This is a genomic window from Thalassobacillus pellis (genome assembly GCF_016908295.1).
GTDB lineage: Bacteria > Bacillota > Bacilli > Bacillales > Halobacillaceae > Thalassobacillus > Thalassobacillus pellis.
The window spans coordinates 542,134-568,002 of the sequence record NZ_JAFBDO010000003.1 but is presented as its reverse complement, the minus strand read 5'-3'; the positions used below and the strand labels follow the sequence as shown (position 1 = coordinate 568,002).

Here is a 25,869-nt window from a genome sequence, read left to right as displayed (position 1 = left end):
AAGTCACTCCTCATATATTCCCTGGCTTAAGTACCTTTCGCTGCTATCGGCAAATACCGTAACGATATGTGCCCCAGGCTTCGCTGACTCTGCTTCTTTTATTGCCGCTTCCATTGCGGACCCAGATGAACTCCCGACAAGCAGACCCTCTTTCTCCGCAAGTGTTTTCACCCATTCAAATGCAGTTTCATCAGATATTGTATGGATTGCATCAAAATATTTTGTATCCATGTAAGATGGGAGAAATTCCATCCCGATTCCTTCTGTCCGGTGCGGGCCTGGTTCGCCCCCGTTCAGAATCGAGCCTTCCGGTTCCACAATCACCGTTTTAATAGAAGCAGATTTTTCCTTCAAATACCGTGCAGTACCCATAAAGGTGCCGCCAGTTCCGCCTCCTGCAACAAAAATATCGATGTTGCCGTCCAAACCCGTATATATTTCAGGTCCAAGGGTTTGGTAGTACGCTTCAGGGTTGGCAGGGTTGGAAAACTGGCTTAGACTGAGACTTCCTGATATTTCTTCCAATAATTCTTCTGAGCGCTTGATAGCCCCTTTCATCCCATCTTCTGTAGGGGTATTGATCACTTCGGCACCCAAAGCCCGCATCAGTTTCTGCTTTTCCTGACTAAATTTCTCCGGGGTCACAAAAATGACCCGGAAGCCTTTCCCGACAGCGGCTAAAGCAACGCCTATACCAGTGTTGCCAGCAGTCGGTTCAATGATCGTGCCTCCGGGCTTTAGCTGCCCCTTTTGCTCCGCATCTTCAAGCAAGTGGATACCCAGCCGGTCTTTGATACTTCCGCCTGGGTTGAAAAATTCCAGCTTAGCAAAAATCCTTGCTTTATTTGGGATATCTACATTGGTGAGTTCGAATAATGGTGTGTTACCTACTAAATTCTGTATATTCTGGATGTAATTCATATTCACTCATCCATTCTTCATTAAAATACTTCTGTCCATTCATCACGTTTTTCAAGCATTTCCCGTGCGAGTTCTTTTGCACCTTCGAGGCTGTGACTCGCTGCCCAGCCGCATTGAACTTCGTTGCAGGCAGGAACTTCTTCAGCCTCCAGCACATCTTTAAGTGTTTTCTCAAGCAGGTCTAGGATACCTTCATAACTGTCATCATTCAACACAGCCAGGTAAAACCCAGTCTGGCAGCCCATTGGACCGATATCAATGATATGCTCATGATGGTTACGGCTTAACTCTGCCATGAGATGCTCAAGAGAATGAAGGGCAGGCATTTTCATATGTTCTTTGTTCGGCTGCTTCAGGCGAATATCATACTTATAGATTTTGTCGCCTTTAGGCCCTTCTGTCACTCCGACTAGACGAACATATGGCGCTTTTACTTTTGTATGGTCGAGATTGAAGCTTTCAACGTTCATTTTTGGCATTATCCATTCTCCTTTTTAGTAGCCTGGATCAGCCAGGCGAATTTATTTTTCCTTTTAAATGTAACATCAAAATTGTTTTGTTCAAACATATACCTAAGATCATCCTGGAAAGGATAATATTCTTCGTTCAAATCCTTGTATAAATTCATGAAGCCTTTTTCCTTCGCCTCATTGATTATTTTACTCTTTTCTTCTTTTGAAGCAAATAACGTATCTAAAAACAGGACAGTTCCGCCTGGTTTCAGCATGGCAGAATAACCTGCTATCGCCTTATTTTTTTCTGTATCTGTCAAATGATGAAACGCGAACGAGCTGATAATCGAGTTGAAAGGAAGAAGATTTGGATATTGCATGAAGTCGCCTTCATAAATTGCAGCCTCCGGGCACTTCACAGTAGCAATTTTACGCATTTCTCTTGATGGTTCTATTCCAACTGCCATTTTCCCCTCTGCGACGATTTTTTGCGTCAAGTTTGCTGTACCAATCCCAAACTCTAGCACTGGAGATACGGCAAGGCTCGCAACTTCCGCCAACATGTTGTCATAACCCTCAAATACCTCTTTATATTCCGGATCCACTCCGGATACGGTGTCATCATAGGAACTCGCCCACTTATCAAATAAATCAACGAACTCTACACCCATTTGTTCACCCCTAATCTTGATAATTCCAATAAATATACTCGGAATTACAGTTGTATATTATCATATTTAAAGGACAGTTACAACGGTGTAGGCATATGCCCAGAGCAAGAAAAAATAATTATGTGTGTGCCAAGAATTGATTTTACCCATGCTCCGTCCAACCACTTCACTTTCCGCGAGCAAGGTCTATAGCTAACTTGGTCAAGAAGATCGCTGACCAAAGGGATCCTGGAAACCCACGTATAGCCAGGAGGGTTTTTTAATCAAAAAAAAGATTGTCGAGACTCACTCAACAATCTGACCATAACTACCTATGTTATCTTTTTATCCATGCTATAACTTACCACTCGAGAATATAGCAGGTTGTTTTTACATTTTCCCCGTCTTCGATCTTCTGTCTGGCTGTAAAATGTGGATGCTCCTCGTCGAGATGGAGTTCGACCGATTCTGGATCCAAATACAATTTATATTCTAAATCATTTACTTTGTGAAGTGTAACATCCGGAATCGTCGATTTGTTATCGTGCTCATCAATCATCATGATATCGATAACATTATATCCGCTGGAAATCAGCCGTTCTTTTAAACTCATACTTCCTGCCCCCCGTTCTATCTTTTATCTTAGTAAGTGTTTACCCAGCCAGTAGGAACGGAAAACCAGATTGTAAACTGTTTGTCATAATTCATAATTTTGATCCTTACTTACCTTCACTTCCGTTAATAGAAAGGGGATATTCTTCACCTATCAAAAACAACTCTTTTAAGCTTGCTGTTTTGCCCTTTATATTCTATTATCTTCCTTTTTCAAATTTTCGGTTTTTTAATGGTTTATCTGCTATTTTCAGTGGGAAGGAGACAGATACACGAGGAGGAAGATGCCTCTTAGAATAAACAATTTACTGGTACTTGATAGTAAAATCCAGGAATGAACAGGAGTGTTAATAATGGAAGATCTTTACCCATCAAGAAAAAATAATCAGCCGGAAATTATAAAAAGGAAGGACCCAGTTATTCACACAGATCGCTCTAAAGATGACCAGGCCCCAATATCAAAAGACCAGCTGGATTTCTATGAAAAGAATGGTTTTCTTCAAATAGAAAATTTCTTCTCTGAAGATGAAGTTGCAGACATGCAGAAAGGAATCTATGAACTTGCCGATTCAACAGGAGATCTTAAATCAGATAAAGTAATTCGCGAACCAGAAAGTGACGAAATCCGTTCCATATTCCATGTCCATAACGACGATGCTTACTTCAAAGATGTAGCAAATGATCAGCGCCTATTAGACATAGTAAACCACTTGCTGGGAAGCGACGTCTATATCCACCAATCCAGAATCAACTATAAACCAGGATTTACAGGGAAGGAATTCGACTGGCATTCTGACTTTGAAACGTGGCATGTAGAAGATGGCATGCCTCGGATGAGAGCAGTCAGTCTATCCATTGCATTGTCTGACAATTACACATTCAACGGGCCACTGATGCTAATTCCAGGGTCCCATAACTACTATGTCAGTTGTGTAGGTGAAACACCTGATGATAACTACAAAGAATCTTTAAAGAAACAAAAATTAGGTGTACCTGACCATGACAGCCTGAGATGGCTGACAGAACAAGGTGGAGGCATCTCCGTCCCAACAGGAAAAGCAGGTTCTATTACCTTGTTCGAAAGTAATACCATGCACGGATCTAATGGAAACATTACTCCATATGGCCGTAACAACTTATTCATGGTTTTCAATAGTGTTGAGAATAAACTCGTCAAACCGTTCTCAGGCGGTAAAGAACGTCCTGAGTTCATCGCCGTCCGTGAGGGGGCTCCAACGCTAAGCAAAAGCTAATAATAAATGAAGCAGCATCTTCCTCTTCCCAGGTACCAGTTAGTAAAACTTGGCTTGTCGCCAAGTCCGTTTGGCGAAAGTCTTAGTTTTACTTATACTATAATCCAAGTTAAGCTTTCTCAAAGTACAAAAAAGGCTGTTCCTAAAGTCATTCACAGACTTACTGGAACAGCCTTTTTCTTATTATTAACATTTGGCAGAAAATAGAAACAGTTCTCTTTAGGACACGATTTTATTTCCTTAAGGTATCATATCTTCCGAACCATTGATGGCGATGCTTGGAAACCCATATATATAGTGGAGATCCGATCCGGCTGGCTAGAGGAAAATACATCAATACACCTAACGGCATAGTGAGTGGGATATTGATTAATAATTTCCTGATTGTATAAAAACCAGCGAGCACTTTCCCAGTAGACGCCTGCATGTATATTCGTTCATAGACATCCTTATCCCTTAAGAAAGGATAGAAAAAGCTGTCAACAGCTTCCTGGACAGCTACCCATTGCACACGATTGAACCAGTCTAATTTTTGGAGTATTCGTTTGACATGATAACAAAGGGGGCATTGTGCATCGTAAAATACAGTGTGCGGCATTTTAGTATCACCTCTACTCTGTTTCATTCCACATACCTTGTTATTGCTAAACAGAAGTAAATGTTATGGAGGAGATAAATAAGGAGAGAATAGGCATTCAAGCCCAGGGGCAGCAGCCTGGAGCTCTAAGGACAAGCCCCAGGAAAGAAAATATGATTCACTACAATCATTCAATCATCCTGCGGAGCAGTGAATCTCGATCCTTTATGAAACATCATTCCATCTAACTCACTATCCAGTTCAGTGGTTTCTACCTGGAATTTATATTTATCGGGAAGTACATCTTCTTCTTTCACTTTTTGAATGAAATCTTCCGCCTCATCAGCGGTCGTAAAAAATATTTCCTGTTTTGCTCTTGCAAATTCTACCCGAATTCCATTTGCATCAGTAGCAATAATTTTAAATAACATAAAATCTCCTTCTTCGTTCGTATTTTCTGTTTGCGTACAACCTCCTATTCACAATTAAAAAAGCCGAAAAGGGTGATTCATTTCCCTTTTCGGCTTATGTCTAGCTCTAGTGTCTAGCCCATTTCCACCTAGTTTTTCGGTTTTAAAATCAATATGATATAGCTGATATCTTCTTTAAAGTCCCAGTCCACAAAGACATCAATTACTTCGGTATCCAATATATTCTCACAATAAGATTTACTTAATAATGATTTTTCCAGTTTCCGCTTAGTCAGTTTCAATGTTTCGCCAAAGCCGGACCGAATCAGTTCTTTTTCTATCCGGACAAGGATTCCTCTTCTGACAATCATAAGCGTGCGGTCATTCAACATAAACGAATCGACAGCAGCTGGTGCTTTTTCTGCCTGCTCACTTACACGGATAATTTCCTCGTGAATTTTATCTTTGTCAGGATAATCGGCTAATTTAACAGGTCCATTTTCATCTCTCGGACCATTCATGACCCCCAGCAAAACACCTGATCGATTTGACAATGACCAATCATAAAATAATTCATTTACCTCTTTATTGGTCATCATCCGAAGAGTTGCCTTGATTTCAGGCAGAAGTTCATCCATCAGTAAATCTCTAGTCTCTTCCACCTTCATATCATTTTTCTGACCGATAAGCACTCTTTCCATCGGTGCCAGAAATTCACGCAAATAGATAGTTATATAAGGCTCTTCAATAGAGACATAAACAGAAGATGGCCCTTTCCCGAAATTATCCCGTAGGAGCTTCCCAGTATAACTGGCTATTTCAGCTTGCAGTGATTTGCTATCCAAATTTGTTCATTCCTTTTTTAAGACCGGACTTTTTATTCCCGTCTCATAGTCTAGTATAAATCTTATATCAATTTTACGAAAGTAAAACACGCTATTTAATATAACCAATAATTACAATTCCCACATTCGTTTCGGATTAAACAGCACAGAGATAAGATATTACGATTATTCCCTGCAATTTTTGTGACCTGGTACCCAGTGGAATAGGACGTTTTTACCCATTCATTTTTATAGTTATCATTGGTATGATTTAATTGTTAGAATTTTCTAAAACTGACTTTTTCTCTAGTAACAATTATAATTTGAAAGGGAGGAAATATTATGAACGAAGTTTTTCTTATTCCCTATCAGGTAGAAGAGATTTTAGAAAGCTCGTCCACCGTTCCGGAAGGCGTAGAGATGATTGAAGCCCCTGTTCTTTGGGACAGGACTGAAAAAGGAAAAAACAATGTCATAGCAGTCATTGACACTGGTTGCCAAATCGACCATCCTGATTTGAAGGAAAGGATCATCGATGGCAAAAACTTTACGACTGATTATAATGGCGATGAAAAAAATTATGATGATAATAATGGTCATGGCACTCATGTCTCCGGGACTATTGCGGCTACAGAAAACGGTACCGGAGTTATTGGGGTAGCACCACAGGCTGATCTCTTGATATTGAAAGTTCTAACGGAAAGCGGCAGGGGGCAGATGGACTGGATCATAGACGCTATCAATTATGCAGTGAACTGGAGAGGAGCTGATGGAGAACGTGTCCGTGTCATTTCCATGTCCCTTGGTGGTCCAAGCGACACCCCTGAACTCCATGACGCAGTGAAAAATGCTGTTAATTCTGGTGTCTCTGTCGTATGCGCTGCAGGAAATGCCGGGGATGGCCGAGCAGATACAAATGAACATTCCTATCCTGGAGCTTATAATGAAGTAATCCAGGTTGGCGCAGTCAATTTTAAGCGTGAGCTGGCGGAGTTTACAAATACGAATAACGAAATTGACCTTGTAGCCCCAGGAGTCAATATCCTATCTACCTATTTAGATGGTAAGTATGCACGGCTTAGTGGTACATCCATGGCGACACCTCATATTTCCGGTTCATTAGCTTTACTGATAAATCTTACAGAAGCACAATTTGAGCGGGAACTCACAGAAGCTGAAATCTATGCACAACTGATTTCGCGAACCATTCCACTTGGATACTCGAAAAAAGCAGAAGGGAATGGGATGGTCAGCCTTGGGCTTGTCGATAAAATTGAGGATCTTCTAGGGGTTTACACGAAAAATTGGGAAGATGTTTACCAGAGAAATGCAGAAAAACTCAAATCTCATTCTTAAAAAATTCAGCAAAACCAGCACAGAATCATTGTCTGTGCTGGTTTTTTTGCAGCTGGTCTTCTGCCATTCTGACCAGTTCCCTGACCATATTGCCACCAATGCTGCCGCCAATTTTCCCGGCATCTTTCGCCTTCATTTCACCATTATAATTACTTGAAAGAGGAATCCCCTGTTCCTTGGCCATTTCATATTTAGCTTGGTCAGCAGAACCATTCAACAACTCCGCTTTCAGTCGATCCAGTCCTTCTCTGGCCTCTGGCACTAAAATTTTATTCCTTCTTGCCATGGCGACTTCCTTCTTCCCTTTGCTGATTAATTTTTGTGCCCTCATGGCTAATCAGGCTGCCTTCCTCATTCACCTGATCAATCTCTCCGTCAATCGTTCCTTCCATATAGGTGTCTGAAACTTGCTCGTGCGTATCTGCCAAGCCCTTGGAAAGACGATCTTGTTTTTCATAGTCTGCTGCTTCATACATTTTATCCGCAATTTGCTGCTTCTTTCCTTCACGTTTATTGCTCATATACTATTCCTCCTCCGATTATCCTTAGTTTTTACGAACGGCCATCGTTTTATGAATAACTTGCATAATTTCATTTTCCATTACAAAAACTGCCACTAGAGGCCGAGGAGGAATAGTACATGAATGTAGCCATAATCGGAGCCGGGATGGCGGGTCTTTCCTGTGCGCTCACTTTAGAAAAACATGGAATGGAATTCGATATCTTCGAACAAAGAAAAGATATCAAAAACCGCAAAATGGTAGCGGAGGCGATGACCCCCATCTTGCACAAACCGTTCGACGATGCCGTTAAATACTTGGCAGAAACCTATCAGATCCCTTTGAAACCTACGAGTAACATTCGGAAGTTGTATGTTCATTCGCCGGATGAGTCCGCGGAATTGGAGGGGAATTTGGGTTTTATTAACATGCGGGGAAATCACGAGGAAGCCTACGAAAAACAGCTTAGTGAACTGTTGAAAACACCAATCCAGTTTGGTCAGGATGTTTCCTATAAAGAAATTTCCAAAGATTACACTCATATTGTACTGGCTACAGGCGATCCCTTAGACACTCAGAAATTCCAACCGTTTGATACGGCTTATAAAGCAACCTTTGCAGGGGCAATTGTTGAGGGGGATTTTGTTGGCAATGAAGTTCATACTTGGTTTAACGACAGATATGCTCCTAAGGGAATGGGGTATATTCTTCCCCACTCTGACAAGGAAGGGAGCCTTATATTAGTATACCCGCAATATCAGGAAGACTGGGTGCAAAATAAGGACAGCCTTTGGAAAGATTTCTTCGCCCAGGCTGAGATTACGCTCGATCAGGAACTGACAATTGCTCAGGACTTTCAAATCGGTGATTACATTGTCGGTAAATCGAAATTTCCAAGAATCGGCAATACCTTTTTTGTTGGAAATTGCCTTGGAGCTATCACACCATTTTTCGGATTTGGACAATTTGGCTCGATCTTATCTGGAATATATGCTGCAGAGGACCTGTGTGGTTTGGACAGTTATGAAAAGAAGGCCCAGTCTCTATATAAAAATTATCACGACTCTCTCACACTTAGACGCGCGATTGAGCGACTTGATAACGACAAACTGGATATGATCACGAAATCCATGAAACTCCATGTAGTGGAAAGCATGATTACTGGTCCCAGTATCAACTTAATGAAAATTATCAGCACTCTCCTTCACCCTTTCGGCAGATAAGTCTGGTTTAACTTGACAATTTACGGACAGTTGTTCCAATCCTCTCTACACTCTGTTAGCATGAAGTTAAGGGTGATTATATACCATCGTGAATATAGTGGTAGTTACTGTGTTATTACACACATCCTTCCTTTCACTTTGACATCCTTGAGGACGACAAATTTGCTTCTGACAGTGTATTTTGCTGTTCAGCAGGAAAGGAGGAGTTAAGTTGGATCCACGAATATTACTTATAGCGGATCATCATGCTGACACCGATTCACTTGAACGCATTCTCCAGGATAATGACATTTTTGTCCATTGTGGCCAAGTGACCGAATCTGATATAAAGCAACTGTTACTCGAAAAACGAATTAATTTAATTTTATTGGATGAATCCTGCTTTTCCATGTTGGGATTTTTAAACAGCATTGTGAAAGAAACAGGGATCATTCTCCTCCTGCATCACCAGGATGAAGATACCATTAGAACTTCCATGAATTATAATGTGAAAGGTTTCCTCTTTAAACCTCGCTATTATGACCTCATTCCCACGATCCACAGAGCTTTGAAAATCGGTTGAATCAATTAGAAAAGAGACTATCTTTCATTAAAGCTGATGGTCGAGATGCAGCCGGCTTAATGAAGACAGTCTCTTATTTTATATCGCGCAATTTGAAATATTTTTATGAAATTTTGTACAAATAGATTTGCCAGATGGAAGTGCTGTTTTCAAAGGTCTTTAAATACTTCAGGTTGTTTTCTTCATGATTTTTAATTGGTACAGCAGATAAAATATAATCACCGCCCATCTCCTCAAGTTGCTTCGTATTTAACTCAAGATTCTGGATTACTTTGTCACTTTGTTTGGTGAACATGTAGTTTTTCCCTAATTCAGCAACATAGATATACAATCTGCTCCCCCATGTATCAAAATAATGTTCAATTGTCTCGTTTTTTTCAAGCTCAGGCTTAATCACTTTCCTCAGCTTCTTTTTATAAGAAAGGGGATATGTTGTATTATAAGTGTCTAAGGTGTACATGCCATTGAATTGGGCAATTGTCGGATGCATCCCAATACTGACTATTTCATATTCAGAAGCAGGTTTTCCGATGTAATTTTTGATCTCTTCAAATAAAGACACAGAATAGAATTCCTGAAAAGTCGGCGTACCAATCCTGCTGTATTTAACTTCTTCATTCAGAGGGATCAACAGGACAACCTGTCCAATAATCATCAAAGTGACAAAAGCTCTTCCATAATAAAGTTTCCCGGCGATCATAGACAGGGCTAAACCAAAGCTTATGTACCAAAATAAGGGAGAAAGAAAATGATACCTGCTGAAATTGAAAGTGTTCAAGATCATGTATTCATCCTTAAGCACTCTCCAGCCTTCCCAGTACCAGAAGCCATACCACAGTGACAGGATCGCATTGGCCGCCGTCAATAACAGCAACAGCTTTGGGATTCTTTTTTCCGATAGAGCTAAAATAAATGCCAACATGATTGCGGGCAGAATGATGTAATAATGCATGGTTGTATCATGGGTATGAGAGTATAAAAAGTCATCCCATGCAAGCAGCAGTGCGCCGCTGAAATCTTTTTCCCCAAGTTCGAATGCCACCCGGTGGGGCGTGAAAGACTCGTTGATGAACATGGTATATATGACCATATAATTTTTTATTAGAAAAATGACTGTCATCATTGAGATGGCCAGAAAAAAGGGAGCATGGAATCGCTTCGTTCTGATCCAGTCCCATAGCCATATAAATCCCATAACAGAGAGGAAAAAAACGAATGATACAATGAAGTTTGAATGAAAAGGGATAAGAAGCAGTAAAAGCCAATAGCGTTTTTTCGCCTTCCTCCCATATTTTCTGATCTTCAAAAACGCATATAATGCCAATGGCATACCTGCAATGGATAAAGCTCCTGATGGCCAAAATGGCAAAAAGGCAAACGCAAGCGCCACCCCTGCACTTATCCACTTTTTCTCCTTGAAGAAATAACCGGCAAGGAGCCAGTACATACCAAATAAAGCAACAAACCGCATGATAGTCTGGTTAATGGTATAAGCTGTGAACGGCTCAAACCAGACATATAGCCACGTCATTAAATCAAGGCTCGAGGACAATGCACTCCTCGGCAGTCCATTGATGATATTTGGCAATGTTGCCCCAGGAGAAGCGAATATCAATCCGCTTTCTGCCAGCAGCTTGTACCAGACTATATTCGAATCCATATTGTCATGAACACGGATATGGGTATCTTCCCCAAGAATATAATAGGGAAGCAGATAAACAACCAACAATAGAGAAGCAAACGTGAGCAGTTTATTTTTTGTAAAAGCCTCGTATATGCTCGACAACATAACCTACAACCTCTTCCCCCATTCTGTAATATAACGGTAAGCGTAACAAACGTACGCTTTCCTTAGTCGTATAGCTGTCTTTTCCAACAAAATCTCCGTATTTCTCCCCTGCAACGGAAGAATGGAGTGGTACATAGTGGGGAACGGCCATAATATCGTTCTCGGAAAGATAGTTAACTAAGTCTTTTCGTTCCTGTTCACCCCGGGTTTTAATGTAAAACATGTGGGCATTATGCATGCAATCCTCCGGGATATAAGGAAGCTCGATTTTTCCTTCGGCAGCAAGTGGTTCCAGGCTCTGGCGGTATATTTCCCAGGAATGCTTACGGTCCATATTAATTTCATCAGCATGTTCAAGCTGGGCGTAAAGATAAGCAGCATTAAGATCGCTGAGAAGATAGGATGAACCAACGTCGCGCCACGTATATTTATCGACCCTCCCTTGCAGAAACTGCGAGCGGTTCGTCCCTTTTTCCTGGATGATCTCCGCCCTGTCGATAAACCTTTTATCATTGATTAACAGTGCTCCGCCTTCCCCACATGTGTAATTCTTTGTTTCGTGAAAGCTGAGTGTTCCGAAGTGTCCGATCGTTCCAAGCGGTCTGCCACGATAGGAGCTAAGTAAGGATTGGGCTGCATCCTCGATGACGAGCAGATCATATTTTTCAGCAATCGTCATGATACGCTCCATATCACAGCACACTCCAGCATAATGGACTACCACAATGGCTTTTGTGTTTTTTGTGACAGCACTTTCTACTTGCTTAACATCCATATTCATCGTATTCGGTTCGACATCAATAAACGATAGTTTAGCCCCCTGCAGAACGAATGCGTTGGCCGTCGAAACGAACGTGTAGGAAGGTAATATTACTTCATCACCCTCTTGGATTCCTGCCAGCAATGCCGTCATTTCAAGAGCGTGGGTGCAGGAAGGTGTCAGTAAGGCTCTTTCTGTACCAAGCCGGTCTTCAAGCCAGTCACAGCATTTCCTGCCAAATGGGCCATTGCCGGAAAGCTTGGCATTGCCTATCGCCTCCTGGATGTATTCTCTTTCTTTTCCAGTAACACATGGTCGGTTAAATGGAATCATTTTTAACACCTCAAATCGATTGACTGGTTACAATGATGCCTGCCACGATCAATCCAAGACCAATCACCTTCTGGGAAGTGACAGGCTCGCCGAATAATAGTACGGACAGTAGAAAGACCAGTACAAATGACAGGCTCATGAATGGATAGGCATAACTGATATTGAACTTTGTCATGGCTGCCATCCAGAAAATTGAAGCGACAAAGGCTGATAAAAAGCCAGACAATATTAGGGGATCAAGCAAAAGACGAAACAAGAATACTACCTTATCGAGCATATCTTGCGGCAGGCTTCCATACTTTTCAATCCGCCACTTCAGCATCAGCTGACCATATACAGTAAACAGGATGGTACCAAAAATATAAACATACCCCATTATTCAGACACCATCAGGGAGATGAACATTATATTTATGGTATACTTCCTCGGCATCTTTCATCTTGAATCCAAGGGAGTAAAACATTTGCAGGGAAGGGAAATTAATGGCGGAAACCGACGTTATCAGCGTGTCATGGCCTTTAGCAAACAACGATTGACAGCCCATGCTGACAAGCGGTTTGGACAATCCACGCCCGCGAAACTTTTTATCCATCCCGATTAGTAAGATCCGATTCTCCTGATAAGCAAAAAAAGCGGCCACTTCTCCATCATAAAAGAGGAAGAAAACATTCCCTTTTTTATATAAATCCTTCAGCCAGTTGACATAGCGCAGGTCAGCCAGCTCACTTTGAATATTAAAGTCCCTGTGGAATCGGCCATGGATAAATGCTTCTTCTGCAATTCCTCTGATTGATTCAAATTCCCCATCAGAAGAGATGGTGATTCCGTCATCCCTGAAGTCAATTAAGTCCTGTTTCGGACATGCGGGTTTGATCAGTGTATCCATATAGTAAAAGCCGTAATCGTGCAGCTTTTTTTTATTATGCCAAGGATCCACCTTCAAGGTGAAATGTCCGGTAGTTTGTTCTGTCTGGGCCAGAGCTTCCTCCTCTGCGGACAATAATTCATAAGTATCTATGCCAAAATTCCGTTTGTCCCAGGGGGTCTCTCTCAAATAATTCATCATTCAATCACCTCATCTACTTCGTCGTCATCTGTAGTTTCTCGTATAATGTATAATGGCCGTCCTTTTATTTCGTTGAACACCTTTCCGATGTATAAGCCTAAAATACCAAAATTAAAGAAAATTAATCCTCCGATAAAATAAATGGAAACCATTACGCTTGTCCATCCTTGAACAGGATCGGCAAGCATAAAATATTTGAATATCAGCCACAATCCATAAAGAAAGGAAAAAAGTGAGATAAAGAAGCCAAACTGGATGGATAGACGAAGCGGCTTATTAGACTGTGAAATAATGACATCAGTCGCTAAAGTAATCAGCTTCTTGAGACTGTAGGAAGACTTTCCTTCTTCTCTCCTCCCATGATTGACGGGAATCCTGGTGATGCGGAAGCCCATCCATTTTAAAAATAATGGGTAAAACCTGTTTTGTTCCCGCATCCTACGGAAATTTTCAATCACTATTTTCCTGCTTATACTGAAATTTGCAATCGTATGGTCCGACGTTTCATCGGTAAAATAATCGTATACTTTATAGAACAATTTAGATGAAAGACGTTTTAAAAAATGATCCTGTCTTACTTTGCGGGATCCAAAAACGACATCGTACCCTTCTTTTGCCTTATTAAACAGCAGTTTGATGTCTTCCGGACGGTCTTGAAGATCACAGTCCATGACGACGACCCAGTCACCACGGGTTTGATCCAGACCGGCAGTAATCGCGGTGTGCTGACCGAAATTACGGGACAGATTGATGCCTTTCACTTTGCTGTCCAAGTCATGGAGCTGTTTAATGGTCTTCCAAGGGTCGTCAGGACTTTGATCGTTCACCAGGATGATTTCATAATCGCTTTGGAGTTCCGCCATCGTTTGTTTCAAACGCTCACAAAGCTCTGCCAGGCATGCTTTACAGCCATAAACTGGGACGACGATAGAGATCATCGTGCGAGAGGCTGCCACTTTTTCACATACCAATCTACGGTCTCCCGCAAGCCGTCTTCAAATTTTTTCTCTGGATACCAGCCGAGTGACTGGCGAATTTTTGTATCATCCACTGCATAGCGTAAATCATGGCCTGGCCTGTCTTTGACAAATGTAATTAAATCCCGGCAGCTTCCGGTATTAACATTTGTTGAAAGTCTTTCATCAAGATGATCGCAAATGATAGTTGCTAAATCTATATTAGTCTGTTCATTGCCCCCTCCGATATTGTAGCTTTCCCCTCGTTTACCATAATGGAAGACCATATCCAGTGCACGGCAGTGATCTCCCACATAAAGCCAATCTCTCACATTTTTTCCATCACCGTAAATTGGTATCGCGCTCTTTTCCAATGCTTTTCTGATGATAGTTGGAATAAGTTTTTCTTCATGTTGTCTTGGTCCATAATTATTAGAGCTGCTGGAGATGACAGTGTTCATTCCATAGGTGTTCTGATAACTGTTGACGAGCAAGTTTGCACTCGCCTTTGATGCACTATAGGGATTTCTCGGATCATATGGGGTCGACTCTGTGAATTTCCCTGTTTCTGGCAGGGAACCATATACTTCATCTGTGGAAATATGGTGGAAACGCCGGTCTGTAAGCTCCCCTTTTTCATCCCAATCGTGCCTTGCTGCTTCAAGGAGATTAACTGTGCCAAGGACATTCGTCATGATGAAAGGCCTTGCGTTATCAATCGACTTATCGACATGTGATTCAGCAGCAAAATGAATGATGCCGTGGATATCATAAGTCGAAAATATTTTTTTCACGAACTTTTCATCCGCAATATCTCCCTGGATGAAATGATGATTTTCAAATTCTCTTGCTTCGGTGAGGTTTTCCAGAGAACCTGCGTACGTAAGCTTGTCAATTGTTACAACTTCATAAGAAGGATATTTTCTCAAAAAATACGTCACAAAGTTGGAGCCGATAAATCCCGCTCCCCCCGTCACTAAAATTGTCTTTTTTTCTTTATTCATATGGAATCGATCCTATCATCGGGTTTTGGTCAATCTCATCCTGCCAATACTGTTTTACATGCTTTCGGTTTGCAATTTCTATCAGATATTGTCCATAATCCGTTTTCTCCATCGATTTACCTTTGAAAAATAATTCCTCTTTTGAGAGGTAGCCCATGTAATAGGCAATTTCTTCAATACAGGCAACTTTAAAGCCTTGACGCTGCTCTATATTTTTTATGAATTGGGAAGCTTCGAACAATGAATCGTGGGTGCCCGCGTCAAGCCAGGCAAAACCTCTTCCCAGCAGCTGAACTTTTAAATCGTTCCTTTCAAGGTACAATTTATTGATATCGGTTATTTCCAGTTCTCCTCTTTCTGAAAAGTCCAGATGTTTAGCCATGTTCACTACCCGGTTATCATAGATATAAAGACCTGTCACAGCGAAATCGGACTTTGGATCTGCAGGTTTTTCTTCGAGAGAAATGACTTTCTGATTCTCATCAAATTCGACAACGCCGAACCTGCGCGGATCCCCTACGCGGTAGCCAAATACAGTCGCGCCATGATGTTCGCGGATAGCTTGTCGAAGCATATCGGTCAGTCCCTGGCCATAAAAAATATTGTCGCCAAGGATGAGAGTCACATCATCATCGCCAATGAAAGATTCACCGACAATAAATGCTTCCGGTATCCCATTTGGACGCTCTTGTGCTTCATAATATAAGGAAATACCAAGGCAGCTGCCATCTCCCAACAATTTCTTGAAACGAGGCATATCTTCCTTTGTACTGATGATTAAAATATCGGTAATCCCTGCCAGCATTAACACAGATAATGGATAATAAATCATCGGTTTATCATAGACAGCCAGCAGATGCTTGTTGATACTATCCGTGCTGGGTGCAAGTCTCGTACCGCTTCCTCCAGCTAAAATAATCCCTTTCATCGAATCACCCTCCAAGGCAATGGATAATTAAACATAGTATTACTTATTTCTTTAATTCCTCTCAGAATAACAACATAAACTTACGCTTTGATTACAGAAATGCTACATCCCTATTAATTACCCCAGGAGAACCAGAAAATGGGAGAACGAAAATGGAATAATTTAACGCGGCTACATTTGGAAAAGGTTGAGGGATAAATCTTCAGATAGTTTAATGAGTGCTTTTCCACCGGCGACACTGTTGCCTTTCTGGTTAATGGCTGGCCCAATAATTCCGATGCCCAATTTCCCCGGGACCGCACCTGTAATCCCTCCGGACACCCCGCTTTTCAAAGGAAAACCCACATCCACTGCAAAAGAGCCGGATTCATTATACATACCGGACGTCATCATGATGGCTAAAGTAATACGGACGTTGCGTGGGTGGATAACCTGTTCGCCGTTCACTTTCCCCCCTTCTGCAAGGAAACAGCCAATTCTTGCCAAATCATGGGATGTAACAGCCAGGGAGTTTACCTTAAGGTACAATTCTAATGCGGGCTCAAGCTCCTGGTGTGGCAGGATGCCCAGGCTCTCCATAAAGTAGGCGAGTGAGCGGTTTCTAGAATCGTTCTTTTTTTCAGATTCATATACTTCGTTATCCATGCTTACGTTTTCGTTGCTGGTAATTTTTCTCGTGAATGCCATCACCCTTTCGAATCTCTCTTCAACAGTGCTTCCTTTGATCAAGCTTGCCATCGCAATAGCACCTGAATTGAGCATCGGATTATAAGGGCGGTGATGATCGTAGTTTTCCAAATTGGATATAGCATTGAAGAAATCATCTGTTGGTTCTTTATCAACTTTCTGAAAGACGGTTTCCTCTCCGAAATCCTCCAGGGCCATCATTAAGTTGATTATTTTGGATATGCTTTGAATCGAGAAAGCGTGTTTTTCTTCCCCCGCTGAATACACCTCCCCCTCAGGAGTAACAATCGTAATTCCTAGATTGGTCAAATGGGATTGATCCTTCCCTGGAAGGTGGTCGATGACTTTTCCATCTGATGCAAAAGGCCGGCATTCTTTAACTACTTCCTGTATGTAATCATTAGATAGTTTCATCCTATTTCCTCCTTAATTCTGGAAATTTACAACTCTCATTAACCTGCTGAATAAGAAATAAACCACTTTCAAAATGGGGCTTATTTGTATTTTTTACACTTTCCTGTTCAAAGATGTCAATTTTTTTGCTAAACTGCTAACTATAGAAAACATTTGTATATGTACACAGCTAGGGGTGCCATTAGTTGGCTGAGAGGAAGTATTTCCGACCCTTTGAACCTGACCTGATTAGTATCTGCGTAGGGAAGCTCGTTGGAACTTTCATGCTTATCAAGTGTGAAGTGTATTCAATAAGCTCATCCTGCGGGGTGGGCTTTTTTTAATGCAAGTTTTACTTCAAGGATGGAAGCGATTTCTTCCTTATCATTAAAAGGAGTGATAGAAATGGAAGATGTATTACAAATTGGAGGCAGACAGTTAAAGAGCAGATTGCTGCTGGGGACGGGTAAGTTCGCGGATCACCGACAGATGAAGGAAGCTGTTGAAGCATCGCAATCTGAAATAGTGACAGTAGCCGTCAGACGGGTAGATTTGAATGGTTCCGGGCAGTATATTTTGAATGATTTACCTGGTGATATTGCCCTGATGCCTAATACCTCAGGAGCAAGAACTTCAGAAGAAGCAGTGCGTATTGCCCGATTGGCTAAAGCTGCCGGGATGGGAAATTGGATTAAGGTAGAAGTGATTTCCGATCAGAAATATCTGCTCCCTGATAATAGTGAAACCCTTAAAACAGTAGAACAGCTTGTGGAGGAAGGATTCGAAGTATTCCCCTATATGTCACCAGATCTCACAGCCGGTAAACGGATGGCTGAAGCAGGAGCCGCTGCAGTCATGCCTTTAGGCGCGCCAATTGGATCTAACATGGGGATTCGAATGAAGGATTTAATCAAAGTAATGGTTGAAGAAATCGACGCACCAATCATCGTTGATGCAGGGATCGGTAAACCTTCCCAAGCGGCAGAAGCAATGGAAATGGGCGCTGCAGCTGTTTTAGTTAACACTGCAATCGCGACGGCTGCTGATCCGGTGGCTATGGCACGCGCATTCAGCCATGCGGTGGAAGCTGGAAGATGCGCGTACTTAGCAGAACCCGGCGCACAAGCTTTGCAGGCTGCAGCCTCGTCTCCTTTGACTGGCTTTTTAAGGGAGGATGACTGATGAGTTTCTATCACAAATATGAAAAACTAAAACAAATTCCCTTTTCAGCCAAGTTTCATGAGGTAACCAGCATGCAAGTGGAATCTGCCCTGACAAAGGATATGCTTACCACAGCTGATTACTTTGCTTTGTTATCACCAGCTGCAGAATCGTATCTAGAAGATATGGCGAGACTCGCACATCAGAAAACTGTACAGCATTTTGGATGGACAATGCAGCTGTTCCTTCCACTGTACGTATCGGATTACTGTGTCAACACCTGTAAATATTGCAGTTTCAGTGTGGATAATGTTTTTCCAAGAAGGCGGTTGACCCTGTCTGAGGTAGAGAAGGAAGCAAAAGCAATCACAGAAATGGGGATTGAGCATGTACTACTTTTATCCGGTGAATCCCGGATTCATTCTTCCATATCCTACTTAAAGGAGATCATGACCGTATTATCCAAGTATTTTTCATCAGTGGGGATAGAAATCCAGCCGCTTGATACCACGGAGTACGAGGAGCTGGTGGAAAGTGGTATTGATGGCTTAACTGTATATCAGGAGGTATATGACGAGGAAGTTTACCGCGAGCTTCACACCAAAGGGCCGAAGCGTAATTATCGTTATCGCCTGGATACCCCGGAGCGAGGGTGTAAAGCCGGGATGCGTTCTGTCAATATCGGGGCATTGCTTGGTCTGGATGATTGGCGAAAAGAAAGTTTTATAGCCGGCCTTCATGCTGATTACTTGCAGACAAAATATTTGGAAACAGAAATTGGGGTTTCTTTTCCTCGAATGAGACCACATGCCGGGAGCTATCAACCTAAAACAGATGTAACCGATAAAAACCTGGTACAGGCAATGCTGGCATTGCGCTTATTCATCCCGCGAGCAGGCATCACACTCTCCACAAGAGAATCGGAATTTTTGCGCAATCAACTGATTCCGCTTGGTGTCACTAAAATGTCTGCAGCTTCTTCGACGGAGGTCGGGGGATATTCGGAACCGGATAACACCCAAAGTCAATTTGAAATATCCGATGATCGCAGCGTTGCCGCTATCCGTAAGCTGCTATATTCAAAAGGATATCAGCCCGTGATGAAGGACTGGCAGATTATTGGAGCAGAGGATTAGGGATGGAATTCCATCTTATTTCCAATGGAGAATGGCCATTAGGAAAATTCGCTGAATGGGCTGCCCCATTGACACCTTATGTTGACTTTTTTCATTTGCGGGAAAAAATGAAGTCGGCAAAAGATATAGGTAAGGGTGTCGAGCAAATGATGAACCTTGGCATCCCTCCTACCAAAATAATTATAAATGACCGCATTGATGTGGCGCATGCACTTGGGGTTGCCGGTGTCCAGTTAGCTTTTCACAGCATAAATACATCTGATGCCCGGACAGCGTTTCCTGCGTTACGTATTGGAAAATCTATTCATTCCGAAAAAGAAGCCGTCGTTGCTGAAAATGCAGGGGCTGACTACGTAATGTGCGGACATATCTTTCCCAGTAAATCTAAGCCTGACCAACCTGCCCGTGGACTAGAATTATTAGAGCGGGTCGTTAACCAGGTGAATATTCCTGTCATAGCGATTGGAGGTATTACCCCTCGCATCATTCATAAAGTGAGTAAGACAGGCGCAGGTGGAGTTGCCGTCATGTCTGGCTTAATGGATACTGTTGATCCGCAATCGGTAATTTCCCATTACATGGAGGCGATAAAGCGTGGAGATACAAGTGAATGGTAAAATAAAACAGCTCCCCAAGGAAGTTGAAACGGTAGCTGATTTATTACATTATTTTGGCTTGGATGCTAAAATGGTAATTGTCGAACAGAACAAAGAAATCGTTTCAAAAGACAATTTCCAAGGGGCAAACCTTCAATCGAATGATACGATTGAACTTGTCCGTTTTGTCGGAGGAGGATAACGATATGAAGGATGATCGCTACTCGCGACAAGTCCTTTTTTCCCCAATTGGTAAAGAGGGGCAGGAACAACTGGAAGCAAAACATGTATTGATAATAGGAGCAGGGGCCCTCGGGACGAGCAATGCAGAACAGTTGGCCCGTGCCGGTGTGGGAAAAATGACGATTGTAGATCGTGATTATGTAGAGTTCAGTAATCTGCAAAGGCAACAGCTTTTTTCAGAAAAGGATGCTGAAAACCGAATGCCTAAAGCCGTTGCCGCAAAAGAAAGATTGTCTGCCATTAATTCCGGGATATCAATTTTCTCCCATGTAATGGATGTACAAGTGGAAGAACTCGAGAAGCTCGCACCGGATGCCGATGTAATTATCGACGCTACTGATAACTTTGATACTCGCCTCTTGATTAATGATATTTCCCAAAAACATGATAAACCCTGGGTATATGGTGGCTGCGTCGGCAGTTACGGTCTTACTTACACCATTGTTCCAGGAAAAACCCCGTGCCTTAACTGCCTGCTGGAAACAGTGCCTATCGGGGGTGCCACGTGTGATACGGCAGGAATCATCAGCCCTGCTGTCCAAATGGTCACCGCCCATCAGGTAGCAGAAGTTTTGAAAATATTAGTGGGAGACGAACAAGCCCTTCACGGTAAACTGATATCATTCGATATGTGGAATCATCATTATCAAGCTATCAAAGTGAATACTGTCAAAAATCCCGAATGCAGATCATGCGGGGGAAACAGAGACTACCCTTATCTTTCGCCTGAATCTCAAACAAAAACAGCAGTACTCTGCGGGCGAGACACGGTCCAGATTCGCCCTCCGGAGAGAATGGAACGAGACTTTGACACATTGCGAAGGCGACTGCACGACGGGGAAATAAAACAAAACCCCTTTTTGCTCTCCTATACGTTGAACGACCACCGCATGGTTTTTTTCAAAGACGGAAGGGTACTCGTCCATGGAACCAAAGATATTGCTGAAGCAAGAAGGCTTTATTATAAAATAGTAGGATAAAAAAAGATGCCAGTTACTCTTTCAAGCAGAGTATCTGGCACCTTTTTATGCTGCGTTGTTTTGACGACGGAATTGACTTCTGGAGAGTGCTCCTTTTTCCAAATTGTATCCGACGACTGCTGCTGCGACTGCCAGCACAATATCTTTAGGAAGTGGGACCATCATCCAGCCCCATACCACCTGATAGCTCAAATCACCAGGTGCCTCGAACCATAGTTGATAAGCAGCGTACATCCAATTGGTTCCGATTACGTAGTTAATGATCAAACCTGTAATGGATGCAATGATATACCTTGGAAAAGTACGTTTTGTTTCCACGATTTTTCCTGCTACAAAGGCAAGGATGATAAATGAAACGATAAAACCGAATGTCGGGGCCATGATGATGCCTGCCCCTCCCTTGAATTGAGCAAAGATTGGAGCCCCAGCCAAACCCAGAAGCATATAGACAAACATAGAGAAAGCACCGAGCCTGCTTCCAAGGACAATACCTGCAAGGATCGCGAAGAATGTTTGCAGCGTGATTGGAACGCCACCGATGACAAGGAATGGAGCAATCGAGGTGATGTTTGCTCCGATTGCAGTCAATGCAACAAACAAGCTTCCCATAGTAAGATCAAGCGTAGACCATCTATTTTTCTTCATATGTAATTCCTCCCCTGATAAAAGTGATGCCGTTTGTTAACCGATTATTTTTAAAGTTTACATTAAACAGATTAACACATCCGCTGAAAAAACTCCATATGGAAATAAATGTTTCTCGCGGGGAAGTCGAGCGACTTCCCCGCGAGAAACATTTATTCCCAATTAATAAGGACACCCCTATTCTGGAGTGTCCTTTTTTTGAGGCATTATCGGATTTGTCCGTTACCTGTCATGATATATTTAATGGTTGTCAAGGCTGGAAGCCCCATTGGACCACGCGCATGAAGCTTCTGTGTGGAAATACCAATTTCCGCACCGAATCCAAGTGCTCCCCCATCTGTGAAACGGGTAGAAGCATTATGATAAAGTGCTGCGGCATCTACCAGCTGAAGGAATGTCTTTGCATGCTGCTCATTTTCCGTAACGATTGCTTCGGAATGCTTCGTGCCATAAGTTTCGATATGAGCGATTGCTTCTTCCACACCATCAACAACTTTTACGGCAAGATCCTTGCTCAAATATTCATTTGCCCAATCAGATTCTCCTGCTGGCACAGCATCAGGGAAAATCTTCACAGCATATTCATCACCATGGACGTTGATATCGTTAGCTGTCAATATATCAATCAAAGCATCCTTATGCTTATCCAGCCATTCTTTATGAACGACCAATGTTTCGGCTGCATTACAAACAGCAGGGCGATCTGTTTTAGCATTCACGAGAATATTCAACGCCTTCTCCACATCTGCATCGACATCAATGTAGATATGGCAGTTACCTACACCGGTTTCCAGTACCGGTACAGTTGCATTATTTACAACTGCGCTGATGAGTGATCCTCCTCCACGAGGGATCAGTACATCGACGTGCTCTTTCATGGTGAAAAGCTGCTGAGTGGCTTCTCGTGCTGTGCTATCGATAAACTGGACGGCTTCTTTAGGAATCTTCGTGGATTCCAGTCCGCGATGGATGACCTCCACAATTGCGCGATTGGAATTAATAGCAGACGAACCGCCTTTCAATACAATAGCATTGCCGGACTTTAACGCCAGACCTGTGGAATCGACGGTCACATTAGGTCGTGCTTCATAAATCATGCCAATAACCCCAAGCGGTACAGTTACCTTTTTAACATCAAGCCCATTATCCAATGTCCATTGAGAAATGACGTGATCAGTAGGGTCATCGAGCTTTGCCACTTCACGAAGACCATTGGCAAAGTCGAAAACTCTTTCTTTGCTGAGAGACAGACGATCCATGAATGCATCTTCAAATCCTTGCTCGCGTCCATTTTCCAAATCTTTCTCATTGGCAGCCAGAATCGTTTCGTACTCAGCTTCCAGTACATCAGCCAGCTTATTTAATGCTTCATTTTTTTCTTCGGTAGTCAGGATGCTGAGCTTTTTGGAAGCCTTTTTAGCCAAAATCGCCTGTTCTTCAACATTCACACTTTGTTTAATGGTTGTCATCATTTACCTCCTTAGATTTTCAAACGCCTACGGGCACGGAAACTTCAAGGTGACAGACAAAGTCTTCTTTTTCTATGGCAGCTTGTTCATAGCTTGCTAGTTCATCCATTGTTAAACTTACCATTTTACTGATTGTCTCGGATGAATAATTGACGACTCCTAATCCGATTTCTTCCCCATGCACTCCCATGATTCTTACGACGGCTCCTTTTTTAAAGCGCCCGCTGACATGATGGATGTTAGAAGGGGAAAGACTCTTCTTCTGTTCGACAATTGTTTCTTTTGCATCCTGATCAATAATCACTTTTCCTTCTGGACCGGAGTTGAAAGCAATCCATTGCTTTTTGTGATCAAGATTCTCAGTATCTGGTTTCGGCTCGAAATACGTACCGACAGCATCGTGATAGACAGCATCATACACCACATTCGGACGGTTTGCCTTTCCTAAAAAGGCTGAGATTCCGGAAGCCATTGTAATCTTGAATGCATCGATTTTTGATTTCATGCCCCCAGTACCGACCGCACTGCCAGGATCCCCTGCAGCTGCTTCGATTTCTGGAGTGATTTCATATACTTTTTCCAATAACTTAGCATCTTTGTTCTTTCTAGGATCCGCATCATACAGCCCGTCGATATCTGACAAAATGATTAATTTATCTGCATCGACAAGAGCGGCTACCTTAGCTGACAAGGTATCATTGTCGCCAAATTTCAAGCGATCGATCGTAATGGTGTCATTTTCATTGATGATTGGGATGATGCCCCTCTCCAGAAGGACATTAATGGTATTTCTGGCATTCTCGTAACGATTTTCGTTGGAAAAATCACTACGAGTAATAAGGATTTGCGAAGCTACATATCCGTGGGACAAAAAGAGGTCTGAATAGGATTCGATCAGAAGCCCTTGCCCGATGGATGCCGCTGCCTGCTTTTCCGGCAGAGTCGTTGGTCTGGATAGGCACCCGAGCTTACGGTAGCCAGCTGCTACCGCGCCTGAGGATACGAGCAATACTTCATGTCCATCGTCTTTAAGACGGACTACCTCATCCACTAGTTTCTCTAGCTTCCGGCGGCTGATCTCTCCATGTAAACTTGTTAGTGAACTACTTCCGATTTTGATGACTACTCTTTTTTTCTTATTTGCTTGTGTCAACTTATCACTCCTATCCTCGTCCGTTCATGTTTATACAGGATAATTTATTATTATACATACCAATGCATTTTTACGCTAGGGTTAATTTGTAACTAATTCTTTTTCTTTTGCTTTTTTGCTCATTTCTTTTGATTTTCCAGCGGCTCCTTTAACAGCTTCAGAAATAGCATTTCCTCCACCATTTTCATCAAGTGCCTGCAGTCCTGCCGCGGTCGTGCCGTTGGGAGATGTCACCTTTTCACGAAGTTCGGCAGGTGTATCTTCCTGATCACGAAGCATCTTGGCAGCACCTAGTATAGTTTGGACCCCGATTTCTCTTGCTGTTTCCCGGTCAAGTCCGCCTTCATACCCGGCAGCTTCGATATGTTCCATCAAATAATAGAAGTATGCCGGACCGCTTCCAGCAATCCCTGTGAAAATATCCATTTTTTCTTCTTCGATCACGAATACTTTACCGAAGCTTTCCAAAAGCTTTTTGGATGCCAGAATCAAATCTATTGCTGCATTTTCACCAGGGGACATTGCTGTGGCTGACTCCCCGATCATGCTTGACGTATTAGGCATGGCACGGATGACCTGCTGACGGTCATGCAAGTTTTCTTCCATATAAGAAGTAGATATACCTGCCAGCACGGAAAGCACGACTTGATCGGCGCTGATTTTTTCCTTGAGAGAATCAAGTACTGGATCTATGTCTTTGGGCTTCATAGCCAAAATGAATATGTCTACTTCCTCATAGTTTAGCTGATGGCCAGGTACGGTACGCACCCCGTATTTTGTTTGTAGTTCATTTAATCGGTCCTGATTGCTTCTATTTGTAACGATCACTTGATTGACCGGAATCGTTTCAGCTTCCACTATTCCACTGATCATGGCTTCAGCCATGGAACCTGCACCTAGAAATGCTACTGTCTGTTTGAACAAATATATCTCTCCTTTAATCGAAAAGTGTTCGATGTGTGTTCGCTTCTTGTTTTCAATGTTTTTCATCATAACACTCCCCAATGATTATTCAACCGGTTTTTTGTAATTTATATGGATATCTCCAAGAAAGTTCGGTTAAGCGCTTCCATTTCGAAATATGTATGGATGTGGCAAGTGTATGCGAGCAAATTGGGACATATCGGAATATTTGAAGCCAGATCAGGAACAACAAAGATGCAGATAAAATGAAATTTTCTGATAAATATATACCAGGTTTATGCCTTTCCTTATCTGTCAGAAAATTAG

30 protein-coding genes and 1 riboswitch are annotated in these 25,869 nt (G+C 42.3%); of the genes, 9 read left to right on the top strand and 21 right to left on the bottom strand.

From position 1 onward, the window contains the following. Positions 1 to 3: 3 nt before the first annotated feature. The 4 genes from JOC33_RS13385 to JOC33_RS13370 all read right to left on the bottom strand — a co-directional run bounded on the left by JOC33_RS13385 (position 4) and on the right by JOC33_RS13370 (position 2,636). On the bottom strand, positions 4 to 921 hold the full coding sequence (locus JOC33_RS13385; RefSeq protein WP_205093009.1) for a PLP-dependent cysteine synthase family protein: 918 nt from the start codon (positions 919 to 921) through the stop codon (positions 4 to 6). 20 nt (positions 922 to 941) lie between these two features. Continuing rightward, entirely contained in the window at positions 942 to 1,400 is a 459-nt protein-coding gene (locus JOC33_RS13380; RefSeq protein WP_205093008.1) for an S-ribosylhomocysteine lyase, read from the bottom strand. After that, complete coding sequence (locus JOC33_RS13375; RefSeq protein ID WP_205093007.1) at positions 1,400 to 2,044, bottom strand: class I SAM-dependent methyltransferase; 645 nt, start codon at positions 2,042 to 2,044, stop codon at positions 1,400 to 1,402. Before JOC33_RS13375 ends, JOC33_RS13380 begins: the two co-directional genes overlap by 1 nt. Positions 2,045 to 2,384: 340 nt before the next feature. After that, entirely contained in the window at positions 2,385 to 2,636 is a 252-nt protein-coding gene (locus tag JOC33_RS13370; RefSeq protein ID WP_205093006.1) for a hypothetical protein, read from the bottom strand. A gap of 352 nt (positions 2,637 to 2,988) precedes the next feature. Between JOC33_RS13370 and thpD the strand changes: the two genes are divergently transcribed. After that, positions 2,989 to 3,888, top strand: a complete 900-nt coding sequence (thpD, locus tag JOC33_RS13365) for an ectoine hydroxylase (protein WP_205093005.1) — start codon at positions 2,989 to 2,991, stop codon at positions 3,886 to 3,888. Between the two features lie 232 nt (positions 3,889 to 4,120). Here the strand turns inward: thpD and JOC33_RS13360 are convergent, their stop codons facing one another. The 3 genes from JOC33_RS13360 to JOC33_RS13350 form a co-directional block, all read right to left on the bottom strand. Next, the gene (locus JOC33_RS13360; RefSeq protein WP_205093004.1) at positions 4,121 to 4,486 is read right to left on the bottom strand and encodes a thiol-disulfide oxidoreductase DCC family protein; all 366 of its coding nucleotides are present in this window, start codon (positions 4,484 to 4,486) and stop codon (positions 4,121 to 4,123) included. Positions 4,487 to 4,656: 170 nt separating this feature from the next. Continuing rightward, the gene (locus JOC33_RS13355; protein ID WP_205093003.1) at positions 4,657 to 4,896 is read right to left on the bottom strand and encodes a hypothetical protein; all 240 of its coding nucleotides are present in this window, start codon (positions 4,894 to 4,896) and stop codon (positions 4,657 to 4,659) included. A 128-nt stretch (positions 4,897 to 5,024) separates the two neighbouring features. Beyond that, positions 5,025 to 5,720 carry a Na-translocating system protein MpsC family protein gene (locus tag JOC33_RS13350; RefSeq protein WP_205093002.1) on the bottom strand — a complete coding sequence of 232 codons (696 nt, stop codon included), beginning with the start codon at positions 5,718 to 5,720 and terminating at the stop codon, positions 5,025 to 5,027. A 321-nt stretch (positions 5,721 to 6,041) separates the two neighbouring features. On the opposite strand from JOC33_RS13350, the gene JOC33_RS13345 reads away from it, so the two are divergent. Continuing rightward, positions 6,042 to 7,055, top strand: a complete 1,014-nt coding sequence (locus JOC33_RS13345; RefSeq protein WP_205093001.1) for a S8 family peptidase — start codon at positions 6,042 to 6,044, stop codon at positions 7,053 to 7,055. A 25-nt stretch (positions 7,056 to 7,080) separates the two neighbouring features. Here JOC33_RS13345 and JOC33_RS13340 read toward each other — a convergent pair whose 3' ends face one another. Both JOC33_RS13340 and JOC33_RS13335 read right to left on the bottom strand, forming a co-directional pair. Further along, a complete protein-coding gene (locus JOC33_RS13340; protein ID WP_205093000.1) occupies positions 7,081 to 7,341 on the bottom strand; it encodes an alpha/beta-type small acid-soluble spore protein in 261 nt (86 codons plus the stop codon). Next, entirely contained in the window at positions 7,325 to 7,576 is a 252-nt protein-coding gene (locus tag JOC33_RS13335) for a YozQ family protein (RefSeq protein WP_205092999.1), read from the bottom strand. Before JOC33_RS13335 ends, JOC33_RS13340 begins: the two co-directional genes overlap by 17 nt. 119 nt (positions 7,577 to 7,695) lie before the next feature. Here JOC33_RS13335 and JOC33_RS13330 point away from each other — a divergent pair, with 119 nt between their 5' ends. Both JOC33_RS13330 and JOC33_RS13325 read left to right on the top strand, forming a co-directional pair. After that, positions 7,696 to 8,778, top strand: a complete 1,083-nt coding sequence (locus JOC33_RS13330; RefSeq protein ID WP_205092998.1) for an FAD-dependent oxidoreductase — start codon at positions 7,696 to 7,698, stop codon at positions 8,776 to 8,778. Positions 8,779 to 8,989: 211 nt separating this feature from the next. Further along, the gene (locus tag JOC33_RS13325; RefSeq protein ID WP_205092997.1) at positions 8,990 to 9,340 is read left to right on the top strand and encodes a DNA-binding transcriptional response regulator; all 351 of its coding nucleotides are present in this window, start codon (positions 8,990 to 8,992) and stop codon (positions 9,338 to 9,340) included. Between the two features lie 103 nt (positions 9,341 to 9,443). On the opposite strand, the gene JOC33_RS13320 is transcribed toward JOC33_RS13325, so the two are convergent. The 8 genes from JOC33_RS13320 to glsA form a co-directional block, all read right to left on the bottom strand. Then, complete coding sequence (locus JOC33_RS13320; protein ID WP_205092996.1) at positions 9,444 to 11,129, bottom strand: DUF6044 family protein; 1,686 nt, start codon at positions 11,127 to 11,129, stop codon at positions 9,444 to 9,446. Further along, on the bottom strand, positions 11,092 to 12,222 hold the full coding sequence (rffA, locus tag JOC33_RS13315; RefSeq protein ID WP_205092995.1) for a dTDP-4-amino-4,6-dideoxygalactose transaminase: 1,131 nt from the start codon (positions 12,220 to 12,222) through the stop codon (positions 11,092 to 11,094). The genes JOC33_RS13320 and rffA overlap by 38 nt, the downstream gene beginning before the upstream one ends. Positions 12,223 to 12,232: 10 nt before the next feature. Continuing rightward, entirely contained in the window at positions 12,233 to 12,598 is a 366-nt protein-coding gene (locus tag JOC33_RS13310; RefSeq protein WP_205092994.1) for an EamA family transporter, read from the bottom strand. A gap of 3 nt (positions 12,599 to 12,601) precedes the next feature. Beyond that, positions 12,602 to 13,288 (bottom strand): GNAT family N-acetyltransferase, encoded by a 687-nt coding sequence (locus JOC33_RS13305; protein WP_205092993.1) that lies wholly within the window; start codon positions 13,286 to 13,288, stop codon positions 12,602 to 12,604. Further along, positions 13,285 to 14,259, bottom strand: a complete 975-nt coding sequence (locus tag JOC33_RS13300; RefSeq protein ID WP_239534177.1) for a glycosyltransferase family 2 protein — start codon at positions 14,257 to 14,259, stop codon at positions 13,285 to 13,287. Before JOC33_RS13300 ends, JOC33_RS13305 begins: the two co-directional genes overlap by 4 nt. Beyond that, positions 14,223 to 15,248: a dTDP-glucose 4,6-dehydratase gene (rfbB, locus tag JOC33_RS13295; RefSeq protein ID WP_205092992.1), complete on the bottom strand. Its 1,026-nt coding sequence runs from the start codon at positions 15,246 to 15,248 to the stop codon at positions 14,223 to 14,225. The genes JOC33_RS13300 and rfbB overlap by 37 nt, the downstream gene beginning before the upstream one ends. Then, the gene (gene rfbA, locus JOC33_RS13290; RefSeq protein ID WP_205092991.1) at positions 15,241 to 16,176 is read right to left on the bottom strand and encodes a glucose-1-phosphate thymidylyltransferase RfbA; all 936 of its coding nucleotides are present in this window, start codon (positions 16,174 to 16,176) and stop codon (positions 15,241 to 15,243) included. The genes rfbB and rfbA overlap by 8 nt, the downstream gene beginning before the upstream one ends. Before the next feature lie 171 nt (positions 16,177 to 16,347). Next, on the bottom strand, positions 16,348 to 17,277 hold the full coding sequence (glsA, locus tag JOC33_RS13285; protein ID WP_205092990.1) for a glutaminase A: 930 nt from the start codon (positions 17,275 to 17,277) through the stop codon (positions 16,348 to 16,350). 161 nt (positions 17,278 to 17,438) lie between these two features. After that, positions 17,439 to 17,540: riboswitch (TPP riboswitch) on the top strand. A 121-nt stretch (positions 17,541 to 17,661) separates the two neighbouring features. Between glsA and JOC33_RS13280 the strand changes: the two genes are divergently transcribed. Genes JOC33_RS13280 through JOC33_RS13260 form a run of 5 tightly spaced genes read left to right on the top strand, consistent with a single transcriptional unit; the run spans position 17,662 to position 21,372 of the window. Next, positions 17,662 to 18,438 (top strand): thiazole synthase, encoded by a 777-nt coding sequence (locus JOC33_RS13280; protein ID WP_205092989.1) that lies wholly within the window; start codon positions 17,662 to 17,664, stop codon positions 18,436 to 18,438. Further along, a complete protein-coding gene (gene thiH / locus JOC33_RS13275) occupies positions 18,438 to 19,553 on the top strand; it encodes a 2-iminoacetate synthase ThiH (protein WP_205092988.1) in 1,116 nt (371 codons plus the stop codon). Before JOC33_RS13280 ends, thiH begins: the two co-directional genes overlap by 1 nt. A 2-nt stretch (positions 19,554 to 19,555) precedes the next feature. Continuing rightward, entirely contained in the window at positions 19,556 to 20,170 is a 615-nt protein-coding gene (locus tag JOC33_RS13270; protein ID WP_205092987.1) for a thiamine phosphate synthase, read from the top strand. Then, entirely contained in the window at positions 20,148 to 20,351 is a 204-nt protein-coding gene (gene thiS, locus JOC33_RS13265) for a sulfur carrier protein ThiS (protein ID WP_205092986.1), read from the top strand. The genes JOC33_RS13270 and thiS overlap by 23 nt, the downstream gene beginning before the upstream one ends. 4 nt (positions 20,352 to 20,355) lie before the next feature. Continuing rightward, complete coding sequence (locus JOC33_RS13260) at positions 20,356 to 21,372, top strand: MoeB/ThiF family adenylyltransferase (RefSeq protein WP_205092985.1); 1,017 nt, start codon at positions 20,356 to 20,358, stop codon at positions 21,370 to 21,372. Between the two features lie 45 nt (positions 21,373 to 21,417). Here the strand turns inward: JOC33_RS13260 and JOC33_RS13255 are convergent, their stop codons facing one another. The 4 genes from JOC33_RS13255 to proC all read right to left on the bottom strand — a co-directional run bounded on the left by JOC33_RS13255 (position 21,418) and on the right by proC (position 25,524). Then, a complete protein-coding gene (locus JOC33_RS13255; protein ID WP_205092984.1) occupies positions 21,418 to 22,017 on the bottom strand; it encodes a biotin transporter BioY in 600 nt (199 codons plus the stop codon). A gap of 206 nt (positions 22,018 to 22,223) precedes the next feature. Beyond that, positions 22,224 to 23,486 (bottom strand): glutamate-5-semialdehyde dehydrogenase, encoded by a 1,263-nt coding sequence (locus tag JOC33_RS13250; protein ID WP_205093106.1) that lies wholly within the window; start codon positions 23,484 to 23,486, stop codon positions 22,224 to 22,226. Between the two features lie 19 nt (positions 23,487 to 23,505). After that, positions 23,506 to 24,639 carry a glutamate 5-kinase gene (proB, locus tag JOC33_RS13245; protein ID WP_205092983.1) on the bottom strand — a complete coding sequence of 378 codons (1,134 nt, stop codon included), beginning with the start codon at positions 24,637 to 24,639 and terminating at the stop codon, positions 23,506 to 23,508. 81 nt (positions 24,640 to 24,720) lie between these two features. After that, positions 24,721 to 25,524, bottom strand: a complete 804-nt coding sequence (gene proC, locus JOC33_RS13240; RefSeq protein ID WP_239534212.1) for a pyrroline-5-carboxylate reductase — start codon at positions 25,522 to 25,524, stop codon at positions 24,721 to 24,723. Between the last annotated feature and the right edge of the window lie 345 nt (positions 25,525 to 25,869).

Excerpts from the sequence above, each read along its gene's own strand:
- JOC33_RS13385 (WP_205093009.1), bottom strand. The coding sequence starts at position 921 with ATGAATTACATCCAGAATATACAGAATTTAGTAGGTAACACACCATTA.
- JOC33_RS13380 (WP_205093008.1), bottom strand. The coding sequence starts at position 1,400 with ATGCCAAAAATGAACGTTGAAAGCTTCAATCTCGACCATACAAAAGTA.
- JOC33_RS13375 (WP_205093007.1), bottom strand. The coding sequence starts at position 2,044 with ATGGGTGTAGAGTTCGTTGATTTATTTGATAAGTGGGCGAGTTCCTAT.
- JOC33_RS13370 (WP_205093006.1), bottom strand. The coding sequence starts at position 2,636 with ATGAGTTTAAAAGAACGGCTGATTTCCAGCGGATATAATGTTATCGAT.
- thpD (WP_205093005.1), top strand. The coding sequence starts at position 2,989 with ATGGAAGATCTTTACCCATCAAGAAAAAATAATCAGCCGGAAATTATA.
- JOC33_RS13360 (WP_205093004.1), bottom strand. The coding sequence starts at position 4,486 with ATGCCGCACACTGTATTTTACGATGCACAATGCCCCCTTTGTTATCAT.
- JOC33_RS13355 (WP_205093003.1), bottom strand. The coding sequence starts at position 4,896 with ATGTTATTTAAAATTATTGCTACTGATGCAAATGGAATTCGGGTAGAA.
- JOC33_RS13345 (WP_205093001.1), top strand. The coding sequence starts at position 6,042 with ATGAACGAAGTTTTTCTTATTCCCTATCAGGTAGAAGAGATTTTAGAA.
- JOC33_RS13340 (WP_205093000.1), bottom strand. The coding sequence starts at position 7,341 with ATGGCAAGAAGGAATAAAATTTTAGTGCCAGAGGCCAGAGAAGGACTG.
- JOC33_RS13335 (WP_205092999.1), bottom strand. The coding sequence starts at position 7,576 with ATGAGCAATAAACGTGAAGGAAAGAAGCAGCAAATTGCGGATAAAATG.
- JOC33_RS13330 (WP_205092998.1), top strand. The coding sequence starts at position 7,696 with ATGAATGTAGCCATAATCGGAGCCGGGATGGCGGGTCTTTCCTGTGCG.
- JOC33_RS13320 (WP_205092996.1), bottom strand. The coding sequence starts at position 11,129 with ATGTTGTCGAGCATATACGAGGCTTTTACAAAAAATAAACTGCTCACG.
- rffA (WP_205092995.1), bottom strand. The coding sequence starts at position 12,222 with ATGATTCCATTTAACCGACCATGTGTTACTGGAAAAGAAAGAGAATAC.
- JOC33_RS13310 (WP_205092994.1), bottom strand. The coding sequence starts at position 12,598 with ATGGGGTATGTTTATATTTTTGGTACCATCCTGTTTACTGTATATGGT.
- JOC33_RS13305 (WP_205092993.1), bottom strand. The coding sequence starts at position 13,288 with ATGATGAATTATTTGAGAGAGACCCCCTGGGACAAACGGAATTTTGGC.
- rfbB (WP_205092992.1), bottom strand. The coding sequence starts at position 15,248 with ATGAATAAAGAAAAAAAGACAATTTTAGTGACGGGGGGAGCGGGATTT.
- rfbA (WP_205092991.1), bottom strand. The coding sequence starts at position 16,176 with ATGAAAGGGATTATTTTAGCTGGAGGAAGCGGTACGAGACTTGCACCC.
- glsA (WP_205092990.1), bottom strand. The coding sequence starts at position 17,277 with ATGAAACTATCTAATGATTACATACAGGAAGTAGTTAAAGAATGCCGG.
- JOC33_RS13280 (WP_205092989.1), top strand. The coding sequence starts at position 17,662 with ATGGAAGATGTATTACAAATTGGAGGCAGACAGTTAAAGAGCAGATTG.
- thiH (WP_205092988.1), top strand. The coding sequence starts at position 18,438 with ATGAGTTTCTATCACAAATATGAAAAACTAAAACAAATTCCCTTTTCA.
- JOC33_RS13270 (WP_205092987.1), top strand. The coding sequence starts at position 19,556 with ATGGAATTCCATCTTATTTCCAATGGAGAATGGCCATTAGGAAAATTC.
- JOC33_RS13260 (WP_205092985.1), top strand. The coding sequence starts at position 20,356 with ATGAAGGATGATCGCTACTCGCGACAAGTCCTTTTTTCCCCAATTGGT.
- JOC33_RS13255 (WP_205092984.1), bottom strand. The coding sequence starts at position 22,017 with ATGAAGAAAAATAGATGGTCTACGCTTGATCTTACTATGGGAAGCTTG.
- JOC33_RS13250 (WP_205093106.1), bottom strand. The coding sequence starts at position 23,486 with ATGACAACCATTAAACAAAGTGTGAATGTTGAAGAACAGGCGATTTTG.
- proC (WP_239534212.1), bottom strand. The coding sequence starts at position 25,524 with ATGGCTGAAGCCATGATCAGTGGAATAGTGGAAGCTGAAACGATTCCG.